This is a genomic window from Variovorax sp. GW821-FHT09D05, from assembly GCF_059416325.1.
In genome coordinates this window covers 295,713-310,098 of sequence record NZ_JBWKOZ010000001.1, presented here as the reverse complement: position 1 = coordinate 310,098, position 14,386 = coordinate 295,713, and the positions used below count along the sequence as shown (strand labels likewise).

Annotated in this window: 15 protein-coding genes; 3 read left to right on the top strand and 12 right to left on the bottom strand. The window is 67.6% G+C overall.

Features of this window, described 5'->3' with window-relative positions; all coding sequences use genetic code 11:
- Positions 1-25: 25 nt before the first annotated feature.
- Genes AC07O3_RS01420 through AC07O3_RS01395 form a run of 6 tightly spaced genes read right to left on the bottom strand, consistent with a single transcriptional unit; the run spans position 26 to position 5,047 of the window.
- On the bottom strand, positions 26-865 hold the full coding sequence (locus AC07O3_RS01420; protein WP_495338391.1) for a TauD/TfdA dioxygenase family protein: 840 nt from the start codon (positions 863-865) through the stop codon (positions 26-28).
- A gap of 43 nt (positions 866-908) precedes the next feature.
- Positions 909-1,712 (bottom strand): class II aldolase/adducin family protein, encoded by an 804-nt coding sequence (locus tag AC07O3_RS01415; RefSeq protein ID WP_495338390.1) that lies wholly within the window; start codon positions 1,710-1,712, stop codon positions 909-911.
- Positions 1,679-2,437 (bottom strand): ABC transporter permease, encoded by a 759-nt coding sequence (locus AC07O3_RS01410; RefSeq protein WP_495338389.1) that lies wholly within the window; start codon positions 2,435-2,437, stop codon positions 1,679-1,681. Before AC07O3_RS01410 ends, AC07O3_RS01415 begins: the two co-directional genes overlap by 34 nt.
- Complete coding sequence (locus tag AC07O3_RS01405; protein ID WP_093052050.1) at positions 2,416-3,174, bottom strand: ABC transporter permease; 759 nt, start codon at positions 3,172-3,174, stop codon at positions 2,416-2,418. The genes AC07O3_RS01410 and AC07O3_RS01405 overlap by 22 nt, the downstream gene beginning before the upstream one ends.
- Positions 3,171-4,022 (bottom strand): ABC transporter ATP-binding protein, encoded by an 852-nt coding sequence (locus AC07O3_RS01400; protein ID WP_093078147.1) that lies wholly within the window; start codon positions 4,020-4,022, stop codon positions 3,171-3,173. Before AC07O3_RS01400 ends, AC07O3_RS01405 begins: the two co-directional genes overlap by 4 nt.
- A 17-nt stretch (positions 4,023-4,039) precedes the next feature.
- Positions 4,040-5,047, bottom strand: coding sequence for an ABC transporter substrate-binding protein (locus AC07O3_RS01395; RefSeq protein WP_093052056.1), 1,008 nt, complete (start codon positions 5,045-5,047; stop codon positions 4,040-4,042).
- A 137-nt stretch (positions 5,048-5,184) separates the two neighbouring features.
- On the opposite strand from AC07O3_RS01395, the gene AC07O3_RS01390 reads away from it, so the two are divergent.
- Together AC07O3_RS01390 and AC07O3_RS01385 are read left to right on the top strand one after the other, a co-directional pair.
- On the top strand, positions 5,185-6,627 hold the full coding sequence (locus AC07O3_RS01390) for an amidase family protein (protein ID WP_495338388.1): 1,443 nt from the start codon (positions 5,185-5,187) through the stop codon (positions 6,625-6,627).
- Positions 6,628-6,706: 79 nt separating this feature from the next.
- A complete protein-coding gene (locus tag AC07O3_RS01385; protein ID WP_093052060.1) occupies positions 6,707-7,009 on the top strand; it encodes a hypothetical protein in 303 nt (100 codons plus the stop codon).
- Here AC07O3_RS01385 and AC07O3_RS01380 read toward each other — a convergent pair.
- The 6 genes from AC07O3_RS01380 to AC07O3_RS01355 are packed head-to-tail and all read right to left on the bottom strand — an operon-like array spanning position 6,939 to position 13,555.
- Entirely contained in the window at positions 6,939-7,736 is a 798-nt protein-coding gene (locus tag AC07O3_RS01380) for an ABC transporter ATP-binding protein (RefSeq protein WP_495338387.1), read from the bottom strand. The two genes, AC07O3_RS01385 and AC07O3_RS01380, sit on opposite strands and share 71 nt — an antisense overlap.
- Positions 7,729-9,540, bottom strand: coding sequence for a branched-chain amino acid ABC transporter ATP-binding protein/permease (locus tag AC07O3_RS01375; RefSeq protein WP_495338386.1), 1,812 nt, complete (start codon positions 9,538-9,540; stop codon positions 7,729-7,731). Before AC07O3_RS01375 ends, AC07O3_RS01380 begins: the two co-directional genes overlap by 8 nt.
- Positions 9,537-10,397, bottom strand: coding sequence for a branched-chain amino acid ABC transporter permease (locus AC07O3_RS01370; protein WP_176928731.1), 861 nt, complete (start codon positions 10,395-10,397; stop codon positions 9,537-9,539). Before AC07O3_RS01370 ends, AC07O3_RS01375 begins: the two co-directional genes overlap by 4 nt.
- A complete protein-coding gene (locus AC07O3_RS01365) occupies positions 10,397-11,629 on the bottom strand; it encodes an amino acid ABC transporter substrate-binding protein (protein WP_426392677.1) in 1,233 nt (410 codons plus the stop codon). Before AC07O3_RS01365 ends, AC07O3_RS01370 begins: the two co-directional genes overlap by 1 nt.
- A gap of 54 nt (positions 11,630-11,683) precedes the next feature.
- Positions 11,684-12,538 carry a fumarylacetoacetate hydrolase family protein gene (locus AC07O3_RS01360; RefSeq protein ID WP_495338385.1) on the bottom strand — a complete coding sequence of 285 codons (855 nt, stop codon included), beginning with the start codon at positions 12,536-12,538 and terminating at the stop codon, positions 11,684-11,686.
- Positions 12,539-12,577: 39 nt separating this feature from the next.
- Positions 12,578-13,555 carry a VOC family protein gene (locus AC07O3_RS01355; protein WP_495338384.1) on the bottom strand — a complete coding sequence of 326 codons (978 nt, stop codon included), beginning with the start codon at positions 13,553-13,555 and terminating at the stop codon, positions 12,578-12,580.
- Positions 13,556-13,712: 157 nt separating this feature from the next.
- On the opposite strand from AC07O3_RS01355, the gene AC07O3_RS01350 reads away from it, so the two are divergent.
- The gene (locus tag AC07O3_RS01350) at positions 13,713-14,381 is read left to right on the top strand and encodes a GntR family transcriptional regulator (protein ID WP_176928732.1); all 669 of its coding nucleotides are present in this window, start codon (positions 13,713-13,715) and stop codon (positions 14,379-14,381) included.
- Positions 14,382-14,386 lie beyond the last annotated feature (5 nt).

The window sequence follows — 14,386 nt, the reverse complement described above, 5'->3', positions numbered from 1 at the left end:
GCCTGCCTGGCAGGTGGGGAAAGTGTCAGAAGGGGCGGTCGCCAGCCACGGTGGTGCGATGCATCACGCGGCGGTACACGTTGTCGTCGTAAGGCGTGGCGCGGTGCATGGTGCAGCGGTTGTCCCACACCAGCAGGTCGCCCGCGAGCCACTTGTGGCGGTAGCTGAACTCCGGCGAGATGGCGTGCGCGTTCAGCTCGGCCAGCAGCGCGGTGCTCTCATGGGCGGGCAGGCCATCGATGTGCTTGACCACGTCTTCGCCCACGTAGAGCGAGAGGCGACCGGTTTCGGGATGCGTGCGCACCAGCGGATGCACCACGTCGGGCGTGGCCGCCAGTTGCTCGGGCGTGAGCGGGTTGCGGTCGGCAAAAGCCTTGCCGTAGTAGTTGGCGTAGCTGTGCGTGGCCGTCATGTGGCGGATGCGCGCCTTCATGTCGTCGTCAAGCGCTTCGTAGGCGGCGTGCATCGAGGCGAAGAAGGTGTCGCCTTCCACCGGCGGCACTTCGAGCGCGTAGAGCAGCGCGCCCATCGAGGGCTCGGCCTTGTACGAGAGGTCGGAGTGCCAGTTCCAGCCCTCCTTGTGGTTGCCGATGGGCTTGCCGTTTTCCGACACGTTCGACAGCACGTAGACCTCCGGGTGCTCCTTCTTCAGGAACTGCGTGAGCACGTGGCCCAGCAGCGGGCCGAAGCGGCGCGAGAAGGCCACGTGCTGCGATTCGTTGATGCTCTGGCCGCGAAACAGCAGCACCGAGCGCTGGTTGAGCGTGTCGCGCAGCACCGCGAAGTCGGCGTCGCTCACGGGCTCGCGCAGGTCGATGCCTTTGACTTCGGTGCCGATGAAAGAGGTGAGGTTCTCTAGTTGCATGGTCGAAATGTGTCTCTGGGAATGAAGAGGAAAGTGCCGACACTCAAAGCCGGTAGTCGGGTTGGGTGCGCTCCAGCATGCGCAGGAACGCAGGCCATTCGCGCGTGCCGGGCGGCAGGATGTCGCCGGCGAATTCGGTGAACTGGCGCGCGGCCAGATCGCTCACTTCGGGCTGCGGGTACACCAGCGATTCGCCGGGCGCCACACCGCCCTGCGCGAGCAGTTGCACCTTGGCAGCCTTCTCGAAGTAGTACATGAGGATGAAGGCCTCGGGAATCGTGCGGCCCACCGTCAGGATGCCGTGGTTGCGCAGCACCAGCGTGTGGTGCGGGCCCAGGTCGCGCACCAGCCGCTCGCGCTCGCCGGTTTCCAGCGCCACGCCTTCGTAGTCGTGGAAGGCGGTATGGCCCTGGTAGCGCATCGCGAACTGGCTCAGCGGCGCCAGGCCGTTGGGCATGGCGGCAATGGCGGTGCCGGCCTCGGAGTGGGTGTGCAGCACGCACAGCGCGTCGGGCCGGCCTGCGTGAATGGCACTGTGGATCACGAAGCCGGCCTGGTTCACTTCGGCGTCCGTGTCGTCCACCTTGTTGCCGTCCAGGTTGATCTTCACCAGCGACGAAGCCGTCACTTCAGAGAACAGCAGCCCGTAGGGGTTGATGAGAAAGTGATGTTCCGGCCCCGGCACGCGTGCCGAGATGTGGTTGTAGATCAGGTCGTCCATGCCGAAGTGCGCCACCAGCCGATAGCAGGCGGCGAGCTGCACGCGCAGCTCGGCTTCGGTGTCGGGGTATGCCGCGGGATTCGTCTTTGCCATCAGCGCCACCACACGAGTTTCTGATCGATCCATACCAGCAGGCCGTAGAAGACCATGCTCGCAATCGATGCAACAAGCACTGCCGACCACACGCTCAGCAAGTCGACCTGCTGGGTCGATTCATAGATCATTCGCCCGAGCCCCGCATAGGCGCCCAGCATCTCGCCGACGATCGCGACGATCATGCTGCGCGGCACGCCGATGCGCAGGGCAGTGACCACCGAGGGCATTGCCACCGGCAGGCGCAGGCGCCACACGATCTTCAGCTGCCCTGCCCCGAAGCTGCGCATCAGGTTCACGGCCGCAATGTCGGCCTGCTTCAGGCCGTGCAGCGCATTCACCAGCATGGTGAAGCCGACAGCCAGCGCCACCAGCGCGATCTTCGAAGCGGCACCGAGGCCGAACCAGATCAGGAACAGCGGCGCATAGGCCACGGTCGGCACGGCGTTCACCGCCACCGCAAGCGGCATCACGATGCGCTCCAGCGGTGGAGCCAGCAGCAACACCACGGCCAGCAACAGCCCGAGCACGCTGCCCAGTGCATAGCCGCCGAGCGCCTCGCCCAGCGTGGCCAGCAATGCGCTCATCAAGCGCCCCGTGTCGGTGAACGCATGCTGCACGATCGTGCCCAGGCTCGGCAGCACGAACGGCGGAATCTTGAAGAGCAATATCGCGCCCTCCCACACCGCGAGCAGCACGACGATGCCCAGCACCACCGGCACGACGGGCGATTCCATCAGCTTTCGCTGCGCCACCATACGAGCCTCCTTTCCACGAAGGTGAGCAGCCCGTAGAGCAGCGCACCCATCAGCCCGCAGGCAAACATCACCACCCACAGGCGCACCACGAGGTCGGCGTTCATCGCCTCCATGAGCATCACGCCCAGGCCCACGGTTTCGCCGAACCATTCGCCCACCACCGAGCCGATCAGGCTGAGGCCAATGGCCACGCGCAGCCCGACCATGATCTGCGGCAGCGCCGAAGGCACGGCCAGCTTGAAGAACATCACCAGGCGGTTGGCGCCGAAGCTCTTCATCAGCGCAATGCGCTGCGGGTCGCACGACTTCAGGCCGCGCAGCGTGTTCACCGTGACGGGGAAGAAGGTCAGGAAGAACGCCGTCATCACCTTGGCCAGCAGCGAATTGCCGAACCAGATGACGATGAGCGCGCCGAAGGCCACCACCGGCACCGTCTGCGACACCACGAACAGCGGGAACACCGAGCGCTCCATCCAGCGCGAATAGGTGAACACCGTGCCGCAGGCGCAGCCGAACACCGCGCCCATCGCGAAGCCGAGCACGGTTTCGAGCAGCGTGCGGCCGAAGCCACGCATGAGCTGCGGCCACACCGACCACGCGTCCTGCGCGATGGCGCTCAGCGCCGGCAGGTAGCGCGGCGACGGCGCGAAGGCGTGCACGCAGATCTCCCACACCAGCGCCAGGCCCACGAAGGCCAGCGCGGGCGAGCGCACTGCGCGCTGCAAGAGGGCGTTCACGAAGCGGTGCCCTCCTGCGCGAAGGTCTTCTGGCTTTCTTCCTCGATCTCGGCCAGCAGGCGCTGCTTGATGCGGATGAACTCAGGCGACAGCACCACCGACGGGTCGCGCGGGCGCGGCAGGTCGATCACGGTCTCGCTCTTCACCGTGCCGGGGCGCGCCGTCATCACCAGCACCTTGTCGCCGAGCAGGATCGCTTCGTCGATGTCGTGCGTGATGAACAGCACCGTGCGGCGGTGCCTGGCCCAGAGCTCCAGCAGCCAGTGCTGCATGCGGGTGCGCGTGAGCGCGTCGAGTGCGCCGAAGGGTTCGTCGAGCAGCATCAGGTCGCGCTCGAACAGGAAGGTGCGCATCAGCGCGACACGCTGGCGCATGCCGCCCGAGAGCTGGTGCGGATAGTGGTTGGCGAAACCCGCCAGGCCGAACTCGGGCAGCATGGCGCGGGCCCGTTCGCGCGCTTCCTTGCGCGGCACGCCTTCCACCTCGAGCGCGAGGATGGCGTTGTCGAGCACGGTGCGCCATGGAAACAGCAAGTCGCGCTGCGGCATGAACGACACCTTGCCGAGCAGCTGGCCGTCGCGCTGCGGTGCGCCGCCGAACAGCAGCGAGCCGTCGTCGTCGGGCGGCAGCAGGCCCGCGATCATGTTGAAGAGGGTCGACTTGCCGCAACCCGAGGGGCCCACGAGCGTGACGAACTCGCTCTTCGCGATCCGCAGGTTGACGCCCGACACCGCGACGGTCCTGGCCTGCGCTTCACCGAAGCGCTTCCATACGTTGACCAACTCGAGCATGGGCGGCGCCGTGTCGCTCACGGCGGGCGGCATCACTTCGTGAGGCATGAATTTCATGGCTGCGGCGATGCGGCTCAGAACTTCTTGTCGGCCGCGGGCACCTGCGTCCAGAAGCTGGCGTCGTAGGCCTTCGACAGATCGGCCGGCGCCTTCAGCGCCTTGTAGCCGACGAGCTGCGCCTGCATCTTCTCCACCGTGGGCAGGTCGATGGCGAGGATGCCGTCGGTGGTGCCCTTGCCGGCCTTCACGAGCTTCTCGAATTCATCGAGCATGGCTTCCTGGTGCGCGCGGTTCAGGCTGGGGGCGGCGGCCATGACGATGTCGATGGCTTCCTTCTTGTTCTGCAGCGCGTACTTCCAGCCCTTGATGGTGGCGGTCAGGAAGGCCTGCACCTGCTGCGGCTTCTCGTTGCGGTACTTCTCCGACACGAGCACGGTGTCCTGCTGCACGACCACGCCGTAGTCGTCGGGCTTGATGAGCGTGAGCTTGTCGCCCAGGCCCTGCTCCTTCAGCGTGTTGAGCTCGTTGTAGTAGGTGGCCGCGGCCACGTCGAACTGCTTCTCGACGAAGGGCGCCATGGAGCCCGACTGGGGAACGATGGTGAGGTCGCTCTGCTTCACGCCGGCCGAGGCGAGCATCGAGTACAGCGTGTACTGCGTGCCGGTGAACCAGGTCGCGACCTTCTTGCCCGCGAAGTCCTTCACCTTGGTGATGCCGGAGTCCTTGTAGGTCACGTATGTGAAGGGCGTGTTCTGCACGGTCACGCCGATGCAGACCAGCGGCAGGCCCTTTTCGCGGGCGAGCAGCACGGTCTCGGTGCCGCCGGCCAGGCCGAAGGTGTCGTTGCCCGAGGCGACCAGCGTCTCGACGTTCAGGTTGGGACCGCCCGGGTTGATCGTCAGGTCGAGGCCGCCCTGGTCATAGAAGCCCTTGGCCTTGGCTACATAGAAGCCGGCGAACTGCGCCTGCGCCAGCCACTTGAGGCGCAACGAGACCTTCTCGGCGGCAGACGCGGGCATGCCCGCCAGAAGAGCCATCGACGTTGCGACGGCGGCCAGGATACGCAAGGACTTGAAAGACATTGGATGGCCTCATGGATACAAAAAACTCTTTAAGCAGTATCCATGCCATGCAATTTCAGCCTGTTTTCTGGCGTCAGAAGCGCGAATTGGCCCGAAACATGCACCGGAGTGCAGCTTCCGCCCCACTTCGAGCCTTCATGAACCGAATCCATGCGCTGACCGATCTTTCCGCCCGCGAGGCCGCCGGGCAGATGGCGCGCGGCGAACTGCGCGCCACCGACTACGCGCAGGCGCTGCTGGAACGCGCCAGCGCAATCGCACCCTTCGGCGCCCTGCTCCACCAGGACCCCGCGGCGCTTCGCGCAGCCGCCGCCGCGCTCGATGCAGCGCCGCGCCCCGCGCCGGGAACGCTGCCTCTATATGGCGTGCCGCTCGCCTTCAAGGACAACATCGACGTCGCCGGCATGCCGACCACGGCCGGCAGCCCGTGGATGGCGGACCACCGGCCGCGTATGCACGCCGGCGTGACGCAGCGGTTGATCGACGCAGGCGCGCTGGTGCTCGGCAAGACGAATCTGCACGAGTGGTCGCAGGGCGTTACCGGCAACAACCACGGCTTCGGGCCGTCGCGCAATCCGTTCGACGCTGCACGCGTCACGGGCGGCTCCAGCGGCGGCAACGCTGCGCTGCTGGGTATGCGCGCCGCGCCGGCAGCCATCGGCACCGACACGGGCGGCTCGGTGCGCGTGCCGGCCGCGCTGTGCGGGCTGGTGGGCTTCAGGCCGACGGTGCACCGCTGGCCGGACGAAGGGCTGGTGCCGATATCGCCGACCTTCGACACCGCCGGCGTCATGGCGCGCTGCGTGGACGACTGCGTGCTGGTCGACCACGCGGTGGCCGGCGGGCCGCTGCAGATTGCCTCGACACCGCTCACAGGCGTGCGCCTTGGCGTGCCCGAAGCCTACTTCTGGGAAGAGGTCGATCCGCCCGTGGCCGAACTGGCCCGCGAGCGCCTCGAACTATTGCGCGCAGCCGGCGCCGTGCTGGTGCCTTGCGACCTGGCCGAAGCCGGCGCACTGTTCCAGGAAGGATCGATGACGATCTCGCTGCACGAGATCCTGCCCGCGCTGGCCGCCTACTTCGCGCGGCACGACCGCCCCTTCGACGCTCGCACGCTCACCGACGCGGTGGTCAGCCCCGACGTGCGCCCGCTGTTCGAACGCCTCTTCGGCGCGACGGCCATCACGCCCGAGGCCTACGCCCACGCGCTGCACACCCTGCGCCCGCGCATGCAGGCGGCGTACCGCAATTGCTTCGCGCGGCACGACCTGGCCGCCCTCGTCTTCCCGACCAGCCCGCTGACCGCCGCGCGTCTCGGCGAAGACGTGGAAGTAACGCTGTGCGGCCGCCCCACCTCGGCTTTTTCGGCCTACATCCGCAACACCGGCCCGGCCGGCATGGCGGGCTTGCCGGCGGTGAGCCTGCCGATGGGCCTCGCCTCCAACGGCCTGCCTGCCGGGCTGGAATTAACCGGCGCGCAAGGCACCGACACGGCGCTGCTGGCACTGGCGCTCGGCATCGAAGCCGCGCTGCCTGAAGCACCAATCGCCCCAAGCGTGCAGAAGTTGGCAAGCCACTGAACACGGCGTCGCCAAAACACTACGCCCCTTCGCGTAACAGGCCTTCACGGCTTGATGCGGGATCGGCGATGCTCAAGGCATGCCCGCAAATTCACGACCGCCCCAACGCCCCGGATGGCGCGCCGCCGCACTGATCTACACGATCACCGGCGCCGTCTGCATCCTGGCCTGTGCTGTCGTGCCCGACAGCGAGGCCGGCATGCTGGTCGCCATCGCGGGCGGGTTGCCGTGGTCGCTGAGCCTGCTGACGCTCGACCTCTCGCCCGGCGTCGCGAACACGGCGCTGATGATGCTGGCCGGCAGCTGGGCGATCAATGCCGCGCTGCTGTGGTGGCTGGCGCTGCGGCGGCCCGGGCACCATGGGCCGTCGCACCCGGCATAGCGTCACCCTCTGCGGCATCGGCATCCAGCCCCAGGTAGGCGCGCCGCAGCTCCGGCCGCGCCATCAGTTCTTCCGGCCGGCCCAGCGCGACGATGCGCCCTTCTTCCAGCACCGCGGCGCGCTCGGCCACGTCGAGCGCCATGCCCACGTTCTGCTCCACCAGCAGCACCGCGATGCCGTCGGCATGGATGCGCCGGATGGCGGTGAACATGTCGAGCACGATGCTCGGCGCCAGCCCCAGCGAGGGCTCGTCGAGCAGCAGCAGCTTGGGGCGCGCCATGAGCGCGCGGCCGATGGCCACCATCTGCTGCTGGCCGCCCGATAGCGAACCGGCCGGCTGCTCCAGCTTCTCCGTCAGCGCCGGGAACAGCGTGCAGACGTGCTCCATCGAGCGAGCGCGCTCCAGCCGCGCCGCGCGCAGGTAGCTGCCGAGCTCCAGGTTCTCGCGCACCGTCATCTCGGTGAACAGGCGCCGCCCCTCCGGCACCAGCGCGATGCCCTGGGCGCAGAAGCGATGCGGCGCCAGGCGCGAGATGTCCTGTCCCTCGAAGCGCATGCGCCCTGCGCCGATGCGGTGCAGCCCCGCCACCGCATTGATGAGCGTGCTCTTGCCCGCGCTGTTCGGCCCGACGATGCACAGCAGTTCGCCCTTGCCGATGGACAGCGACACATCCCACAGCGCGGTGGCCTGCCCGTAGGCAACGCGGATGGATTCGAGTTCAAGCATGTGCCAGCTCCCTTTCGACACCCGCCGCGGACGACGCGGCGGCTGGCGCGGCGGGCGCCTCCGGCTCCATGGCCTGGCCCAGGTAGGCCGACACCACCTCGGGCCGCTGCATCACGTCATGCGGCGCGCCTTCGGCCAGCACCTCGCCGCGGTTGAAGACCACGATGCGGTCGCACAGCGCCATCACCGCGCGCATCACGTGCTCGACGAAGACGATGGTCGCGCCCTGGTCGCGGATGCGGCGGATCAGCGCCACGGCCTCGTCGATTTCTGACGGCGTGAGGCCCGACAGCACCTCGTCGAGCATCAGCACCTGCGGCCGCGAGGCCAGTGCGCGCGCGAACTCCAGGAACTTGCGCTGGTGCAGGTTCAGTTCCGCCGGCAAGGCGTGCGCGCGCTCGGTCAGGCCTGTGAAGGCCAGCCATTGCCAGGCTTCGGCCTCGGCCGTCCTGCGGTCGAGCGCGGCTGCGCCGAACATCGCAGGCAGCGCCACGTTCTCCAGCACCGTCAGGTGCGCGAAGGGACGTGGGATCTGGTACGTGCGCGCAATGCCGCCCTGCGCGATGCGGTGCGCCGGCACGCCCGAGATGCGTCGCCCCTCGAACTCGATGACCCCGGCTGTCACCGCATAGTGGCCACTCACGACATTGATGAAGGTCGACTTGCCAGAGCCGTTGGGCCCGAGCAGGCCGAGGATCTCGCCGCGCCGCACTTCGAGGCTCACGCCGCGCAGCGCGTGCACGCCCTTGAAGGACTTGCGCACGCCCTCGGCACGCAGCAGCACTTCGCCGGTGATGGCAGCGGGCTTTTTCGCTTCATCAGCCACGGCCACATGGACCGGCGCGGACGAGGCCGCGGGCGCACCGCGCCGAGCGTTCCACCACTTCAGCGCCTGCCCCAGCAGGCCTTCGGGCATGAAGAGGATCACCACGATCAGCACCAGCCCCGTCATGCCCTTGCCGATGATCGCGCTGTCGCCGCCCGTGAAGGCATACAGCAGCAGCGTGATCGCAGTCGCGCCGACGATCGGCCCGGCCCAGTGGCGCGTGCCACCGAGCACCGACATCAGCACCACCGTGAGCGGCATCGCGATGGTGAAGGTATCGCCCGTGGTCACGTACGACACGAAGAGCGCATGCACGCCGCCCACCACGCCCGCCAGCCCGCACGAGAGCGCGAAGGCGCCGAGCTTGAAGCGGTACGTCGGCACGCCCATCACCTCGGCCACGTCTTCGTCGTCATGAATGGCGAACAGCCCGGTGCCGAAGCGCGAGTGGTACACGGCCAGCGACGCCAGCACCGTCAGCACCGCCACGCCCAAGGCCAGCAGGTAGAAGGTGCCAGAAGCTGTCGGTCCGATCTGCGGCACCGCCACCGCGCTCATGTACACGCCGGGTCCGCCGTCGATGGGCGTGTTGAGGATGATGGTCGCCACCACGAAGGTGGCGGCCAGCGTGAGCAACGAGAACAGCTCGGCGCGCACCGCCTGCACGCGGAACGCCACGGCGCCCAGCAGCGTGCCGAACAGCGCGGCCACCGCGGCGGCGGCCGGCAGCGTCCAGAGAAACGGAATGTCGAAGCGCGTTGCCAGCGTGGCCGTCGTGTACATGCCGATGCCGAAGAACGCACCGTGCCCGAACGAGAAATACCCCGAGTAGCCCGACAGCAGGTTCCACGAGGTGGCCAGCGCGACCCAGTGCAGCACCAGGTACAGGATCGACTCGTAGAACGCCGGCAGCCCGAGCCACGGCACCACGGCAAGCCCCGCGCCGGCCGCAAGAATCAGCAGGAACGAGCGCTTCATGCCACCCTCCCCGGCCGCACCAGCAGCACGAACATCAGCAGCGAGAACGACACCAGCGGCGCCCACGATGGCGCGGTGACGGTCATGGTGACGGCCTCGGTCACGCCGATGATGCAACCCGCGATCAGCGGCCCGAGCGGGCGGCCGAGCCCGCCCAGCATCACGGCCGCGAACACCACGCCGATCCACGCATAGATCTGCGAGGGCGACAGCGTGTACGCCAGCGCAATGCACACGCCCGCCACGCCGGCCAGCGCCGCGTTGAGGCCCGAGAGCATCAGCGCCAGCGCGTTCTGGTTCACACCGAAGGCGGCGGCGATGGGTGCGTCTTCAGCGGCGGCGCGCATCGCCTTGCCCAGGTCGGTGCGGCGCAGCGCGAACCACACCGCAAGCGAGATGCCCACGCCCAGCGCCAGCGTGATGAGCTCGGGCACCGGCAGGTAGAGCGGGCCGATCTGCAGCTTGTGCTCCGCGTAGCTCGATTCGAGCTTGCGGTAGTCGGCCGTCCAGGTCCACTGCAAGAGCGCCTCGATGATCACGGTGATGCCGAAGGTGACGAGCAGCGAGTTGAAGGGGCTCACGCGAAAACGCGTCAGCACCCAGTGCAGCGCCACGCCCAGCACGAAGAACAGCGGCACGATCACCACCAGCGTGAGCAGCGGATCGACACCATGGTGGCTCGACAGTTCGTAAGTGAGATAGGCGCCAAGAAAGGCGAGCGCGAAGTGCGCGAGGTTGATCTGCCGCAGCATCCCCCACGACAGGCTGAGGCCGAGCCCCAGCAGGCCGTAGAGCGCCCCGGTGAACAGGCCCGCCAGGATCGACTGGGCCAGCAGCGTGGCACTGGGGAAGCTCATCAGCTGGTCACCCCGCGCGTCTGCAGCTTTGCGCCGGGGGCGGCCCAATCCTTCGGCCACACCACCACCCACTTGCCGTTCTGCACCTGCTTCACCTTGCCCAGGTCGTCGCCGAAGTTGCCGCGCTCGTTGAAGCGCAGCTTGCCCTGGATGGTGTCGACCTTGTTGGCGCGCAGCCAGGTGGCCATGGCCTTGTCGTCGATGCCCTTGGTGGCGACCACGGCGGCCTCGATGATCTGCCAGGCCGAGAACGACGCGGCGGCTTGTGTCTCCACCGCCGTGTCGGGCATGCCGGCCTTCGCCGCGCGCTCGCGGTAGACCTTCACGAACTCGGCGGCCGTCGGGTTGTCGGTAAACGGCGGATGGTCTTCGAAGATGGTGGTGGCCAATGCGCCGTTGGCCTCGGGCGCCTTGAGCATCGGCGCGGGCGCAGGCACGTGATAGAAGTGATGCAGCGGCGCGTAGTCGATCTTCTTCATCGCATCGAGCAGCTGATTGCCCTCGAGGCCGATGGCGCCGTTCCAGATGAAGTCGGGGTTGGCCTCCTTCAGCCGGCCTGCGATGGGGCCGAAGTCGCGGTTGCCGAAGTCCCATTCGAGGAACAACACCTCCTTCAGGCCGCGCTGCTTCGCCACCTCGCGCGCGCCCAGCGCCACGAAGTGCACCGAGGGGAACTTGCTGGTGACGATGGCGATGGTCTTCGGCGGCTTGGGCGAGGTGGCCAGCGCGTCCATGACCATGGCGGGCATCGTCTTCTCGGGGTCGGGGCCGAGCGACCACGCCGGAAACTGCTGGTCGTACTTGGCCAGGCTCGGAATGCCGAAGGTGTGGTGCACCAGCGTCTTGTTGTAGCGCTGGGCCACGCCCATGGCCGAAAGAATCGCGCCCGTGGCATACGGGCCGATGAGCAGGTCGACCTTGTCGGCCGTCACGAGCTGCTCGTACAGCGTGCGCGCGAGGTCGGGCTTGGACTGGTCGTCCTTCAGCACCCACTCCACCGGCCGGCCGAGCAGGCCGCCGCGCTGGTTGAGCGACTCCACGTAGATCTCGCCCGTGAGCTTGTGCACGAGCCCCGTGGCCGAGAGCGGCCCGGTGAGCGCCAGCGTGCCGCCCACGCGGATGGGCTTGCCCGAAGGCTGCTGTGCGGCGGCGGTGCCGCTGAACAGCGCGCCAGTGCCGAGGGCACCGAAAGCGCTGGCGGCCGCGACGAAGGAACGACGATCGATGCTCATTTTTTGTCTCCGTAATTGTTTTGGTCAGCGCGGCCTTGGTGCTGCTGCCGCTGCTCAGTCTCCGTCGACGACGGGGTTCGAAAGAAGGCCCACGCCTTCGATCTCCACTTCGCACGCGTCGCCGGCCTTCATGAAGATCTGCGGCTTGCGCGCCAGGCCCACGCCCGAGGGCGTGCCGGCGATGATGATGTCGCCCGGCTGCAGCGCGAAGGGCTCGGAGCACACCGACACCAGCGTGGCGACGTCGAAGATCATGTCGCGCGTGTTCGCGTCCTGCAGCACGGTGCCGTTCAGGCGCGTCTGCAGCTTCAGGCCGGTGGCCCCCGCAGGCAGCTCGTCGGCGGTGACGAACTCGGGGCCGAAGGAGCCCGAGCGGTCGAAGTTCTTGCCCATCATCCATTGCGCCGACTTGAACTGGTAGTCGCGGATGGAGCCGTCGTTGAACACCGAGTAGCCCGCCACGTGGTTCAGCGCATCGCCTTTCTTGATGTAGCGCCCGGCCTTGCCGATGACCACCAGCAGCTCGCCTTCGTAGTCGAACTGCGTCGACACGTGCGGACGCACGATCGGCTGCTTGTGGCCGACCCAAGACGACGGAAAGCGATGGAACAGCACCGGATAGGTCGGCGGGTCGAATTTGCTTTCGGCCGCGTGGTCGATGTAGTTGAGACCCACGGCAATGGCCTTGGAGGGCGACTGCACCGGCGGCAGCCAGTCGATGCCTGCGAGCGGCAGGCGCGCGCGGGCCGCGTCGCCGGCCTTCTTCGCGGCGGCCATGGCTTCGGGGCCGGCGCGCAGCAGTTCATCGAGCGTGGCGGGCAGGCCTTCGGCGGTGAGGTCGACGACCTCCTGGCCGAGGCGCAGGCCGAGGGCCGGCTTGCCGTTATGGTTGAAGGCGAGGAGACGCATGGGATTCCTTTGTGATTCGGATGCAGAGAAGAAACGGTCTCAGGCCTTGGCGGCCTCGACCTCGAAATTGGTGACGAAGTCCTCGGGCACTTTCGGGCCCCAGGCGTAGAAGGAGTCTTCGGGCGGGTGGTCGGCGGCGCGCCAGTCGAAGTCGCCGGGCACGAAGTCCATGTCGCAGGAGTACTCCGAGTAGCTGCCCCACGGGTCGCGCACGTAGTGGAAGTAGTTCGAGCCCAGCACGTGGCGCCCCACGCCCCAGCCGCGCACGTGGCCGGCCGCATACATCTGCTCCATGCCCCGGCCGACTTCGTCGATGTTCGCGACGTCCCAGCTCAGGTGGTGCAGCCCCGGGCCGTTCGAATGCGCCATCGCAATCAGGTGGTGGTCGCTGCCGTGCACGCCGTGCATGAACACGATGAGATCGCCCGAGCGGTCGGTAACGCGCAAGCCCAGCGCGTCTTCGTAAAAGCGCAAAGCCTCTGGCACCTTGGCGCAGAACATCAGGATGTGCGAGAGCCGGCGCGGATGCACCTTCGGAATGCGCGCGCGGTTCGGCGAGGCGCCAGTGCCCACGGGCGGGCGCGGCGCGACGACGGGCTCGCTGCCCGCGTCCGGCGCGCTCTTCGCGGCCACGACGACCTGCACCGGAAAACCCTCCGGGTGCAGCACCCACAGGCCGCGGTCGTCGCCCAGCGGGTGCGGCGAGCAGCGCGGCACGCCCAGGCGCTCGATGCGCGCCGCGATGGCGTCGAAGTCTTCCGCGAAGCAGGCGAAGCGCAGGTACTGCAGCTTCTTCACCCCGGGCGCCTGGTACAGCGAACCCCAGGCGTGCGGGTGGCCTGCGGTGTACAGGTCGAGCCGGTCGCCCTCACGTTTCGGCTCCAGCCCGAAGGCGTCGTAGAAGCGCGCGGCCTCGTCGAGGTCGGGCACGGTGAAGACGAAGGCATCGAGCGAATGAACACTGTGCAACGCCGCGCGCTCGGGGCTTTTGTGGGTGCGAAGCTGGATATCGGCCATGTCGTATGTCTCCAATCGGCTATCCATGTTGGAACAAATAATATATTCTTTCAACGTTAGTCTATTGTTTAGCCATCCATGGATCATTAGGGTTAACAAGTAACATCAGGCCGTTTTTCGCGGTGACGGGAGTGCAATGAACGAAAAAACGAAAGGCATGAGCCAGACACGACAGGTGTTCACCGAGCTGCGCACGGCCATCGTGGGCGGGCGGCTACTGCCGGGCTCGAAGCTCAACATCGCCGCGCTGGCAGAAGAGCTGGACGTGAGCGCAGGCGCGGTGCGCGAAGGCCTCGCCATGCTGGAAGCCGAGGCGCTGGTGGTGTCGGAGCCGGCGCGCGGCTACCGCGTGAGCCCCATTTCGGCGACCGATCTCGAAGAGCTGGTGAAGGCGCGCATCGAGATCGAAAAGCTGTGCCTCGCTGAAGCCATCCGCCACGGCGACCTCGCCTGGGAAGGCAGCGTGGTCTCGGCGCACCACCGCCTCTCGCGGCTGGCCGAGCGCGACGCGGCCATGCCCACGATGCTGAGCGCCGAATGGACGGCGAGCCACGCGGAGTTCCACAACGCGCTGGTGGCGGGTTGCCCGAACGGCTGGCTGCTGCGCATGCACCAGATGCTCTACCAGCAGAGCGAACGCTACCGGCAGCTGTCGGCGCCGCTGTCGAAGCAGGCGCGGGACGTGGGGGCCGAACACCAGGCGCTGCTCGATGCGGTGCTCAACCGAGACATCCAGGCGGCGCAGACGCTGATTGCCGAGCACCTGCAGACCACCGGCCGCCTGCTGATGACGGCGCTGAAGGCGAACCCGCCGGCCGACAGATAGGAGGC